The organism is Streptomyces sp. NRRL B-24085, from assembly GCF_001282115.1.
Taxonomy (GTDB): domain Bacteria; phylum Actinomycetota; class Actinomycetes; order Streptomycetales; family Streptomycetaceae; genus Streptomyces.
This window is the reverse complement of sequence record NZ_LJBR01000253.1, coordinates 1-11,459: the sequence shown is the minus strand read 5'-3', so window position 1 is coordinate 11,459 and position 11,459 is coordinate 1. Positions and strand designations below refer to the sequence as shown.

13 protein-coding genes and 1 tRNA gene are annotated in these 11,459 nt (G+C 65.3%); 7 read left to right on the top strand and 7 right to left on the bottom strand.

Annotated elements, in window-relative coordinates; translation table 11 throughout:
• Both AOJ26_RS26105 and AOJ26_RS26100 read left to right on the top strand, forming a co-directional pair.
• On the top strand, positions 1-849 hold an 849-nt coding region (locus AOJ26_RS26105), incomplete at its 5' end, for a glycosyltransferase family 9 protein (RefSeq protein ID WP_053850789.1).
• 46 nt (positions 850-895) lie between these two features.
• Positions 896-1,765 carry a glycosyltransferase family 2 protein gene (locus AOJ26_RS26100; RefSeq protein ID WP_053850792.1) on the top strand — a complete coding sequence of 290 codons (870 nt, stop codon included), beginning with the start codon at positions 896-898 and terminating at the stop codon, positions 1,763-1,765.
• A 33-nt stretch (positions 1,766-1,798) separates the two neighbouring features.
• On the opposite strand, the gene AOJ26_RS26095 is transcribed toward AOJ26_RS26100, so the two are convergent.
• The 5 genes from AOJ26_RS26095 to AOJ26_RS45250 form a co-directional block, all read right to left on the bottom strand.
• Positions 1,799-2,689, bottom strand: coding sequence for an SDR family oxidoreductase (locus AOJ26_RS26095; RefSeq protein WP_053850788.1), 891 nt, complete (start codon positions 2,687-2,689; stop codon positions 1,799-1,801).
• Between the two features lie 96 nt (positions 2,690-2,785).
• Positions 2,786-3,448 carry a hypothetical protein gene (locus AOJ26_RS26090; RefSeq protein ID WP_053850791.1) on the bottom strand — a complete coding sequence of 221 codons (663 nt, stop codon included), beginning with the start codon at positions 3,446-3,448 and terminating at the stop codon, positions 2,786-2,788.
• A 260-nt stretch (positions 3,449-3,708) separates the two neighbouring features.
• Positions 3,709-4,041, bottom strand: coding sequence for a hypothetical protein (locus AOJ26_RS26085; RefSeq protein WP_086724623.1), 333 nt, complete (start codon positions 4,039-4,041; stop codon positions 3,709-3,711).
• Between the two features lie 13 nt (positions 4,042-4,054).
• On the bottom strand, positions 4,055-4,435 hold the full coding sequence (locus AOJ26_RS45255) for a restriction endonuclease (protein WP_420713300.1): 381 nt from the start codon (positions 4,433-4,435) through the stop codon (positions 4,055-4,057).
• Positions 4,435-5,259, bottom strand: coding sequence for a hypothetical protein (locus tag AOJ26_RS45250; protein WP_199828874.1), 825 nt, complete (start codon positions 5,257-5,259; stop codon positions 4,435-4,437). The genes AOJ26_RS45255 and AOJ26_RS45250 overlap by 1 nt, the downstream gene beginning before the upstream one ends.
• Before the next feature lie 131 nt (positions 5,260-5,390).
• On the opposite strand from AOJ26_RS45250, the gene AOJ26_RS26080 reads away from it, so the two are divergent.
• Both AOJ26_RS26080 and AOJ26_RS26075 read left to right on the top strand, forming a co-directional pair.
• The gene (locus AOJ26_RS26080) at positions 5,391-6,599 is read left to right on the top strand and encodes a DUF262 domain-containing protein (RefSeq protein ID WP_053850786.1); all 1,209 of its coding nucleotides are present in this window, start codon (positions 5,391-5,393) and stop codon (positions 6,597-6,599) included.
• 22 nt (positions 6,600-6,621) lie between these two features.
• Complete coding sequence (locus tag AOJ26_RS26075; protein WP_053850785.1) at positions 6,622-7,071, top strand: HEPN domain-containing protein; 450 nt, start codon at positions 6,622-6,624, stop codon at positions 7,069-7,071.
• 219 nt (positions 7,072-7,290) lie between these two features.
• On the opposite strand, the gene AOJ26_RS42145 is transcribed toward AOJ26_RS26075, so the two are convergent.
• Positions 7,291-7,989, bottom strand: a complete 699-nt coding sequence (locus tag AOJ26_RS42145) for a DUF4145 domain-containing protein (RefSeq protein ID WP_078960028.1) — start codon at positions 7,987-7,989, stop codon at positions 7,291-7,293.
• Positions 7,990-8,119: 130 nt separating this feature from the next.
• Here AOJ26_RS42145 and AOJ26_RS26070 point away from each other — a divergent pair, with 130 nt between their 5' ends.
• Together AOJ26_RS26070 and AOJ26_RS26065 are read left to right on the top strand one after the other, a co-directional pair.
• A complete protein-coding gene (locus tag AOJ26_RS26070; RefSeq protein WP_234358672.1) occupies positions 8,120-9,337 on the top strand; it encodes a tyrosine-type recombinase/integrase in 1,218 nt (405 codons plus the stop codon).
• Positions 9,338-9,519: 182 nt separating this feature from the next.
• Complete coding sequence (locus tag AOJ26_RS26065; protein ID WP_053850784.1) at positions 9,520-10,374, top strand: nuclease-related domain-containing protein; 855 nt, start codon at positions 9,520-9,522, stop codon at positions 10,372-10,374.
• A gap of 216 nt (positions 10,375-10,590) precedes the next feature.
• On the opposite strand, the gene AOJ26_RS26060 is transcribed toward AOJ26_RS26065, so the two are convergent.
• Positions 10,591-10,662 (bottom strand) — tRNA-Arg (locus tag AOJ26_RS26060).
• 185 nt (positions 10,663-10,847) lie between these two features.
• Between AOJ26_RS26060 and AOJ26_RS26055 the strand changes: the two genes are divergently transcribed.
• Positions 10,848-11,288, top strand: a complete 441-nt coding sequence (locus tag AOJ26_RS26055; protein WP_053850783.1) for a response regulator — start codon at positions 10,848-10,850, stop codon at positions 11,286-11,288.
• Positions 11,289-11,459: the final 171 nt, after the last annotated feature.

Genomic DNA, 11,459 nt, shown 5'->3' with positions numbered 1-11,459 from the left:
GTGGACGACATCCTCCCGGCCCACGCCCCGGGACGGGCCGTACCGGCGCTGGACGGATGGACCGGGCCACCCCCCGACATCGCCGTCGACCTGCACGGCAACGGACCGGAGAGCCGCGACGCGCTGGCCGCCCTCGCCCCCCGCCGGCTCCTGGCCCACGCCCAGCCCGACCCGGCCCTGCCCGCACCCCCGGTGTGGCGGCCGGACCAGCACGAGCGTGAGCGGTGGTGCGACTTCCTCGCGGCGTACGGCATCCCCGCGGACCCCGCCGACCTGCGGCTGCCGCCACCGGACACGCCGTCCCCGGCACCGGGTGCCGTGGTCGTCCACCCCGGTGCGGAGGCCGCGTCCCGCCGCTGGCCCGCAGAACGCTTCGCCGACCTCGTACGACGGCTGCGCACCGCCGGTCACCGTGTCGTCGTCACCGGTGGCCCGGCGGAGGACGCCCTGGTCCTGGAGGTCGCCGCACGGGCGGGCCTGCCGGAGCGGGACGTACTGCGCGGCGGGCTGCCGTTCGGCGAACTCTCGGCGCTCGTCGCCCACGCCCCGCTCGTCGTGAGCGGCGACACCGGACCGGCGCATCTCGCCGTGGCCCACGCCACGCCGTCCGTGACCCTCTTCGGACCGGTCTCACCCCACCTGTGGGGCCCGCCCGGTGCCGCCCACCACATCGCCCTGTGGAAACCCGGACCGCCCGGCGATCCGCACGGCGACACCCCCGACTCCCAGTTGCTGCGGATCGGCACCGACGAGGCCGTAACCGCCGCACTGTCCTTGCTGCGGCCTGTACGCGCCGGTGCGCCGGCACGGAAGGGGAGTGACGCCGGTGTCCCCACGGCCCCGGCCTGAGGACCCGTCGGACCGCACCGGCTCCCGGGACGGCCGGGACGCCGGAATTGGTACGGACGGCCGGGTCACGGTCGCGGTCATCACCCGCGACCGCCCCGCCGCCGTCCTGCGCACGGTCGACGCCCTCACCGCCCTCCCCGAACGGCCCCCCGTCATCGTCGTAGACAACAGCTCCGACGACTCGACCCTCGAAGCCCTGCGCCACCGTCCACCGGCCGTCCGCGTGCTCAAACCCGCCCGGAACACCGGCGCCCTGGGCCGCAACCTCGCGGTACGGCGGGCCGAGACGCCCTACGTAGCCTTCAGCGACGACGACTCCTGGTGGACCGAGGGCGCCCTGCGGCAGGCGGCCGACCTGTTCGACCGGCACCCCCGCCTCGGCCTGCTGGCGGCCCGCACACTCGTCGGCCCCGACCGGACCGAGGACCCCTTCAACGCCGTGCTCGCCGCCTCACCGCTGCCCCGCGAGCCCGACCTGCCGGGCCGCCCGGTGCTCGGCTTCCTGGCCTGCGCCTGCGTGGTCCGCCGGGACGCCTACCTCCGGGCGGGCGGCTACCACCCGCTGCTGTTCTTCGGCGGCGAGGAGACCCTGCTCGCCTACGACCTCGCGGCCGACGGCTGGGGAGTGACCTACGAACCGTCGCTGACGGCCCGTCACCACCCCGCATCCGGCGGCCGTGACGGCCGGGACGATCTGCTGCGGCGCAACGAGCTCCTGACCTTCTGGCTGCGCCGCCCGCTGCCGGCGGCCCTGCGGGCCACCGCCCGCCTGACCGCCGCGGCGGCCACCGGCGAACCCGGCGCCCGCCGCGCCCTGCACGAGACCGTCGTACGCCTCCCCGCTGCCCTGGCCCGCCGCAGACCGCTGCCGCCGGACGTGGAGTCCGCGATCAGACTCCTGGAGCGTCGCCGCTAGTTCGTCTCAGCTTGTTCAGCTCAGCTGGTCGGCTCACGGCAGGGGCGTGCCACCGGTGGCGTTGAGGATCTCCGCGGTGACGAAGCTCGCCTCCTGAGAGGCCAGATAGACGTAGGCCGGGGCCAGTTCGGCGGGCTGGGCCGGGCGGCCGAGCGGACTCTGCTTGCCGAACTCCGCGGTGTCGGGCATCGTCGCGGGGATCAACGGCGTCCACACCGGGCCCGGCGCGACCGCGTTGACGCGGATGCCGCGCTCCGCGAGCATCTGGGCCAGCCCCTGGGTGAAGGTCACGATGGCGCCCTTGGTCATCGCGTAGTCCAGCAGGTGCGGGCTGGGCTTGTACGCCTGCACCGACGTGGAGTTGATGACGCTGCCGCCCTTCGGGATGTGCGGCACGGCGAACTTCGTCAGCCAGAACATCCCGTACAGGTTGGTGCGCATCACCCGGTCGAACTGCTCGGTCGTGATGGCCTCGATGCCGTCCGGCTGCGACATCTGGAACGCCGCGTTGTTCACCAGCACGTCGATCCGCCCGAACTCGGCGACCGCGCGCTCCACCAGCGCCCGGCAGTTGTCCTCCTCACGGATGTCGCAGGAGACGGCGACCGCCTTGCGGCCGGCGTCCTCGACCAGCCGGGACGTCTCGCGCGCGTCGTCCGCCTCCTCCGGCAGGTACGTGAAGAGCACGTCGGCGCCCTCCCGGGCGAAGGCCAGCGCCACCGCCCGCCCGATACCGGAGTCCCCGCCCGTGATAACGGTCTTGCGCCCCTCCAGCCGCCCGGCACCGCGGTACGACTCCTCACCGTGATCCGGCGGCGGGTCCATCGGCCCGGTCCAGCCCGGATGAGGCTGGTCCTGCTCCGGGAACTCCGGCTGCGCATGCTGCGTCACGGGATCCTGCTGGGTCCGCTCCTGCTCGGCCACGGCGGCCTCCTCGACATCGGTGGGGGGTACGTTCGCAGGAGCGGGTTCCCAGGCCGGCCACCTCGAAAAGCGTGACCGCGCCGAGCGAACTCGTCCTCACCTCGTCGGATAGCCGATCTCACCCATGTCCTGGACGAGATCCGACAGACCAATTGTCGGGTTCAACGCGCGGACCACTTCCTCGGTCAGCGGACGCGAGGAGAGGACGTGCCGAACGGCCCCCAGGTCGACCGGAACCTCGTAGTAATCCTGGGCCCACTCCTGAAAGGCCTCGGCCGACCGGTCCACCAACAGTTCGAAGAGAAAGTCGGCACCGTCCGGGTCGTCGTTCTTCACGTCGGGGAAGTCGATGGTCCCCGTTCTCCACCTGTCGTCCCCTGCCTCCCGCCACATGCACGCGGTGACGCGCGGCAAGCCGTCATCGGAGAACGCGGGCTCCGTGACATACGCCTGAAAGACGCCGGGGACCTCGTCGAGCACACCGGGCCAGGGCCCGTCCTCCGCGTAGGGACTCATGGGCGACTCATGATCGAACCCACGTATGTAGGCGCCGGCGGCCGAGAAGACGATGGAGTAGTCATCCCCCGATCCGTTCCGCATCGAGGCCAATGACTCCCCTTCGGCCCAGTGTTCGTCGAAGGAGTGATAGCGGTAGCCCCACTCAGGGCACAGGACCGCCTCCAACATGGCGAGGGACCGGCAGTGCTCACGAAGCACAACAATCTCGGGCAGCCCCCGAACAACATCCAGAACAGTCACCCACCCATCCAACCGCACACCTCCGACACGAGGGGTCCCTGCCCGGCAGGGCCATAGCAGCACAGACGGGAAGACCCCGTCCTCAGCGTGTCCGCTGGCGACGGGGTCTTCGGGCACCTCATACAGGGTGCCCCTGGCAGGATTCGAACCTGCGCACACGGCTCCGGAGGCCGCCTACGACCTAAGCAACACTGCTGGCGAACAGCGCAACGACTCCGCCCCTCGCAGTACTGGTCCACGGCTGGTCCACGACGCTGGCCCTACTCCTCGATCCAGCCGTCGGCCACAGCCTGGATGAAGGCTTGCAGATCGTCCTCGTCTGGAGGCTGACGTGTTGGGTGCCTGGTCGCGAAGACGGCGTAGTAGTGGGCGACACGTTTGCGAACCTCTGCCTCGCGAGGCAGAGGTGAAGACAGTTCCAGTCGCACCTCACCGGACTCTCCTTGGGCTTTAACTGGGCGGCCACGCCCGTCGTACCCTTCGAATAACTCGTCAGGCGTGTCGATCAGTTCGTTAGCTACGGCGTGGTCATGGATGACGAACATACGGCCACTGGCATCAAACGTGAGCACAGGGTCGGACGGGTAAGACACGCTTCACCTCCTGTCATAGTGATGGGAAACTCTGCGTCAACCATTGGCGGACTGACTCCACTGTCGTCCGGCCATGCTGACGAAGGGCACTGATGATGTCACGGCTACAGACAAGGGCAATTGGATGTCCGTCTTCATGCACCTCCTCCTGGACCTGCTTCTGAAAGTAGGAGGTCGTAACTAGAACGCCGAAATTTCGGTGACGAATGCGTGAGATCAAACGAGAGGTCTCTCTCACTCCGACAGAGTGAGCAGGGGAGTAGCATTTCGCTTCCAGTGCGAAATCGATTGAGATCGGCTTTGCAACCGGCCCGAGCAGGTAAGAACCCACTGCATCGCGTCCCCCGTCTCGGCTCGGTCGGGTAACGTCAACGGCGCCGGTACTTGGCGCCATCAACCGCCAGATAGCAACGGCGCAAGCCTCGAAGTCGTGCTCACGGCCACGGAAGTACTGACGGACCTCCTCCAGCATGGCTTGTCCTGCGGGGTCGCTTGGCAGTTGTTCAACCTTGGTGCGGATGACCGTCGTTGCCGGCGCGAGCAAGGGTTTGTACACACGCCCATTGACCAAGTGCGCCAAGACCCAGGGCGTTCGCCCTCCAGCGGATTGCCTCCGCTGAGCACGTGTTGCAGCCACGAGCGGGAGATGTAGTCCTGATCGAGGACGGTAAAGCGTGCGCGGTAGTTCTGAAATCGCTCACCGCCTGTCGAGCGCCAGATCGCTGCCAACTCGTCGTCAGTGTTCATCGTGGGACCACCTGGAGCAAGGAGCCCGCGAAACCGGACCGATCGGCCCGACGCGGCAGCCCTCTGGAACAAGAGGAAGGGCGGTACACGTTCGGCTCGTGCGCTGGAAGGGCCATGGGATGCCGCGAAAGCGTCCCTCAGCAGCATGTTCCCGGACCGCGGGGTGTCGTGCAGTGAGCGTCCCGGTGTCCGGTTATCCCCGTAATAGGTGAATGTTCCAGTCTGTGTATCCAGGTGGTCAGGCCAGTCCACCTCGGCGCCGCTGGTGTAGAGCACCGCCAGGCGCACCGTGCCTTTGAGCGGTGAGCCTGCATACCTGAAGCCTCCCTGGTTGCCGACTCCGGGTATGAGCTTGGAGATGGGATCGTCGCCACTGTTGCCCTTCGAGCCCCCGGCGTACAGCGCGTCGATGACAAGGTCCGACGTACCCAGGTCTAGGAAGCCAACATGCGGGACCGGCAAGCTAGTCACGAGTGAAGGTCTACCAGCTATCGCTGACACCCTGGCTAGTTGACCAAGCCGACGACCGTCCTGCGGCAGGCAGCCGAGTGATCTCTGGCAACGTCGCCCAAGGCAGAGGACTGTCCCGCTAGTGTTGAGCCATGACAGACAGCACTGGACCCGCGACTGAGGCGACTCCTGGGTCTGATGACCCTGAGGAGAGTCAAGTCCCCGTTGACTCTGACGTCGAGGACCCCGAGAGCGAGGAAATCGACCGAGAGCCAATCCGCGCCGACGATGCTCTGCGGTACTTCGGGGCGGATTTCGATGTCGATGGTCTAGTCAAGCGGCTGAATAATGGGACTTTCATAATCCCAACTTTCGAGCCTCTTGCGGATGATGATATCGCTGGGTTCGAGGGGTTTCAGCGAGGTCTAGTCTGGAAGAAAAAGCAGATGGATAGATTTATCGAATCTATCCTGCTTGGATATCCGGTTCCCGGCATCTTTTTGGTCGAGTTGCAGGACCGCCGCTATCTCGTCCTTGACGGCCAGCAGCGGCTCACAACGCTTCAAGCGTTCAAGGCAGGTAAGTACAGGTCGACGCGCGGTCTAAGTAAGTTTGCTCTGCGGTATGTGGGAGACGATTTCAAGGGTCACACATACGAGAACCTGGAACCGACCGCACAGCGCCTATTTGACAACACGTTCATTCAGGCTACTATCGTGGTCCCCAAGGGCGCCGAAGGCAAGCGTGGCGTTTATTCGCTCTTCGAGCGCATCAATAGCGGCGGTACCAATCTCAAACCGCAACAAATCCGTGTCGCCCTTTATGCGGGCGAGACTGTGAACTTTATTCGAGACCTGAATCAGGACCCGAACTGGCGAGACGTATTCGGGGCCCATAATCGGGACCTCAAAGATCATGAACTCATCTTGCGTGCAATCTCCCTGATGCCCACTGCGCGAGGCTTTCAGGTCTTCCGCCCGCCTATGGCCAGGTTCCTGAACGACTACCTAGAGGTCAACCAGGATGCGCTTCCGCCCGATGCTGCCGGCATTCGGGATCGCTTCACGAAGGCCGCGCGCTTGCTAAACGAAGCGCAGGGGCGTGATGCTCTTCGCATCAGGGGGACCCAGGTAAATGCGGCCCACACCGATGCAGTTCTGGTAGGGCTCATGTTCGCCTTGGAGCAAGGGCGTGAAATTACAGTAGCGCAGGTTGATGATGCGCTTCGCAATCTACTAGCCAACCCTAGGTATCAGTACGCTGTTTCGGAAAGCACTTCGCACAGCGAGCAGGTTAGTGCACGTATCGGTCTGGCTAGCAAGGCGTTCCGGGGGGAATCTCTTGCCGACGAGCAAAAGTAGCGCGCGCACCAGAATCCTCTCGATGAAGTCCGACCTGGACTCTTCGTATAAGCGCTACAGAGAAGGCCTTCTTGCGATCGATATCCCGTTGCAGGAAGACTTACATAAGTACATGTGCATTCGCCTGTCCGGTTACCTGGAACAACTGATGTTCGAGGCGATATGCGGGTATGTGGCTAGCGCATCCGGTGGGCCAGCAAAGAGCTTTGCGATGTCCTTCTTCAAGAAGGCGCCAAACTTGACACCCGATGCCCTAGAGAAGCTGATTGGCCGGTTCGGTGACCCTTGGGATCAAGAGCTCGCTGATTTCCTAGACACTGACGAGCGCCGGAATTCGCTGGGGGGCCTTCTTGCCGTCCGTAACAAGGTGGCTCACGGTGAGAATTACAGGGGTGGGCAGCTCAATGTAGCCACCTACAAGAAACTTGTAGACGATATCCACTCGTGGGTGGTCCTGCGCATGCTGGCCTGAATTACGTGTGTCCCTGCCACACTTCCTGGCCCGTGGCGTTTGCGAGTATGTTTTTCGCGATATGAAGCAAATTGGCCATGGGTAGCCGTAAATGTCACCCTCCCCCGATTACGTCCAGATCGGGAAGGTGTCATCTTGGTCATCGGTGAGCGCCCTTCCGTGAGCCCTTGGGCGGCGGGAGGGCGCTCCGGTCGTGACAGGCTATTTCCTGCCGTGATCTCACTGTGGTGAAATAACGGCTGTCTGCTGACTGACGGGATCTTCTGCAGCCTTGGCCGCCTTGCGCTCGAGTCTCTTCTGGCGTTGCCGTTCGACTCGCGCAGGCGACTGGAATACCTCAAGGAGGATCTCACTCATGAGGACAAGTATCTCCTCGGCCTCTTCTTTATCTAGAGAGCCTTGTGCAAGATCTCCATGGGCAACCTCGTTGCCACCGAAGCGTACTTCGTGTGCGGCTTCTCTCACGTGTTCGCGGATAAATCCTTGCGAGTGAAGCTCATTGATCTTAGAAGCAATGCCGTTAGTGGAGATGCCTTTAGCCTTGGCTGTCGCCTCTACAACTGCCCTAGCGAGAGCAACGGCACCACGAAAAGCCCCAATACTTGCGCACTGGTAAGCTTCACTTGCGACGCTGGCAATCGGTTCCGGAACGTCTGTGAATTCCCGCCCCTCTGCGTGCTGCGGGAACCAGTTCTCCGACTCAAGATAATATATATCGGAACTGGCATCTCGCGCGATTCCTGACCGACGTACGACGCTGAGGCCACCACAATGATCACAGCGACGGGCTTCATGTACTACCTTGCCTACCATGCCGCTTTTTTGGGGCGTGACCTTAATGGTCATAGGGTAGTCGCCGTGCATAGCCATGTTTGCGTATCGGCCGCACCAGCCGCACGTTGTGCTCGCTCCTGCCATGGCGGAAGCATAGCCGGGGGGTTGATCAGGGTTCACGACGATTTACGAGGTCGGCGGAACGGCTTTGGGCAGGAGCTGCTTTGGGGCGAGTGATCATGGCCCCGTAAGCTTCCGGCGCGTCGGGCAGCCGATGCGCGACGGTGAGGAGTTCGACACCGGGTCGGGCCTCCCGGCTTCGCTGGAAGAGAAGAAGTCGGCCGTGTCCTGGTACGCCTTCGCCCTCAAATATCTCGCCATGAAGTGGCCCCATGCCGCCCCCAACACGAGGGACGGCATCAATGAATCCCTCACCAGCGTGACGCTGGAGCTCCTCGACGAGCGTGCCGGAAGGCCGTCCGATGAGGTGATCCGCAAAGCGCTGCGCAACTGGGCCTTCGTCCTGCCGGGGCCCGACGATCGGGAAATCCCGGACGACGTACGGAACATTCTCCACTGGGTGTCCAAGGCCTCCCGACCGCTCGCCGATCTTGCTGATCCAGCCACGGCCCGCGCGGTCCTCGACTCGCTGAAGCTCAAGCTCGACGGCACGGCGGCAGCGGCAGAGACCGTGCGGCGCAAGCGTCGGACCCTCGTCAACGCCGCGAACTATGCGGTCGACCTGGGGGAGCTGCGCGAGAACCCCATTACGGCTGTCCGCTGGCAGAAACCGAAGGTGTCCAACCAGGTTGACCCGCGCGTCGTCGCCAACCCGGAGCAGGCTCGCAACCTCCTGGCGGCCGTCTCCTATGTGGGCGGATACCGGCGTGCCCGGGGCCGTCGTCTCGTGGGTCTGTTCGCCGCGATGTACTTCGGCGGTCTCCGGCCGGCTGAAGCGGTCGGCCTCGCCGAGACAGACCTGATCCTCCCGGCACGGGGCTGGGGCTCCGCGCTGCTTCACCGGACCCGCCCGTCGGTCGGCAAGCAGTGGACCGACTCGGGGGAGACCCACGACGACCGCGGGCTTAAGAACCGGCCGACCGAGGACGTCCGGCGAGTACCTATTCCGCCTCACCTCGTAGCCGTGTTCCGTGAGCATCTGGCCACTTTTGGCACGGCGGACGACGGGCGCCTGTTCTTCAGCGAGAAAGGTTCGGTCGTCCCGTCCTCGACCTACTACCGCGTCTGGCAGGAGGCCCGGCTCCTAGCGCTTCCGCCGGCCGTCGCGGCCTCGCCGCTCGCGAGTAGGCCGTATGACCTGCGGCACTCGGCGCTGTCGACGTGGCTCAATGCGGGAGTGGATCCCACCGAAGTTGCCGAGCGCGCTGGCAACAGCGTTGAGGTCCTGCTGACCCGGTATGCGAAGTGCCTCGACGGACGGCAAGACGTCGCCAACCGGTGTATTGAGGACCTGCTACGCGAATACGAGTGAACGGCAGCGACTGAAATGGCGCCCCCGGCAACATGCCGGGGGCGTCGTCCGTTCTTCGGCCGCCCTCTGACTGCACCTCCGAGATCGCGGCAATCTGCCGCGTGGCCTGCCTTGCTGTCTTGTGATCGCCCCTTACTTGCTGCTGCCATGGCTGCACTGGCGCTAACGAGGAAGGGGGCCTCATGGAGCTGAGGATCACGCGGTGGAGGCGGTATGGGCACGATCGCTGGTATGCGAATCTGTCCGATGGGACCCCTGTCGGCTGGGCGGACGTCAAAACCGGAGACATCACCGTCTTGCGAGTCGAGTATCGCGACGACGTAATCGCTGCACTGACCCGGCGATTACAGGTGGCGCCTCATCCTGCGCCGACCAACGCGAAGGGTGAGGTTGAGTCAACGTTCAAGCTGCCGCCCCTGACCCCGGCCGACGACCTGTCTGTCAGCCGCCCCGGCAAGTCCCTTCAGGATCTGCTCGATAATTCCGGCCCGAGCACCTGGCAGCGACTCGTGTCGCATCTTCTGAGGCGTCCTACGGAATGGGACTCCTGGCGCAAGGGGCTGGCGGGGGAGAAGCGAGTCGGAGTCGAACTCGACCGCTTGAAACGCCACGGCTGGCATGTCCTGCACTCCATACCTCTGGCCAACGACGTAGATCTCGACCACCTGCTCATCGGGCCCGGCGGAGTGTTCAGCATCAACACCAAGCACCACCAGGGGAGAGCCGTATGGGTCGGCGACGACTCGGTGAAGGTCGACCATGGCAAGCCGGCGCCCTACGCGCGCAAGAGCCGGGCGGAGGCCCGCCGCGTCGCCAGGGTCCTGGAGGCCTACTGTCCGTTCCCCGTGCCCGTCGAGCCGGTCCTCGTCTTCGTCGGGGTCACCGATCTGAAGGTGGTCGCCACGCAACTGAGCGTGCGGGTGTACCAGGAGCGCCAGGTGTCGGCTCTCGCCCCGCTCTCCGGCGCGCTGAAGCCTGATCAGGTCGAGCAGGTCTACAGCGTGGCTCGACATCGACAGGCGTGGAGGCGGGCCTGAGTAGAGTCTGAGCGCCCGCGTCCGGCGTCGACTAGCGTTGTGGCCGCCTCCCGCTACTTGGGAGCTCACCTGCGGCGATGCTTCAAGATCCCGTCCACGCCTCGTCCACAGCCCCCGACATACAGCCGCTCCGGGCCGCACACGCCTGCACATACGCGAAGACCCCGCACTCAGCGTTTCCGCTGCTGACGGGGTCTTTAGGCACCTCATGCTGGGTGCCCCCGGCAGGATTCGAACCTGCGCACACGGCTCCGGAGGCCGTTGCTCTATCCCCTGAGCTACGGGGGCGTGTCGGTGCGGAGCTGGTGGCTCGCGGCGACGGGTGAAACACTACCAGCTCCCTCGGGGTGATCAGGAACGGGTTTCGTGGGCTCGGGTCCCCGCAGGGGGTGGAAGTGGGGAAAACCCGGACGCGGTGGCCGGTCCGCACCTACTCTCGAGTTGTGCCAGGCGCGTCGGGTCGGGTGCTTGTTGTGGACGACAACAAGGTCATCCGGCAGTTGATCAGGGTCAATCTCGAGCTGGAGGGTCTCGAGGTCGTGACCGCGGCCGATGGTGTCGAGTGTCTGGATGTCGTTCATCAGGTACGTCCCGATGTCGTGACCCTCGACGTGGTCATGCCCCGGCTGGACGGGCTGCGGACCGCCGAGCGGCTGCGTTCCGATCCCCGTACCGCTCACCTCCCCCTCGCCATCGTCAGCGCCTGTACCCAGCACGAGGTCGACAGCGGTCTCGACGCCGGCGTGGACGCCTTCCTCGCCAAGCCCTTCGAGCCTGCCGAACTCGTGCGACTCGTACGGCAGTTGATCGAGCGGAGCCGAGAAGGGCGGGGGTCGGGGGAGGACGACAGTCCACTCGTCGGGGGCGTCCTCGGCAGCGGAGAGACCGAGCGGGCCGGTCGCCCCGGCGCCTGAACCCGGCCACACCGGACCACAGGGACCCACCACAGGGCCCCCAGGGCGGAAACGGCGAGTATCTGTCGGCCACCCCCACTGCGCCACCCGACGGACCACAGGGCGAAAACGGCCAGCGATCCGTCGGCCACGTCCCACTGCGCCATCGTCCCCCGTCCCACATCCCGGACC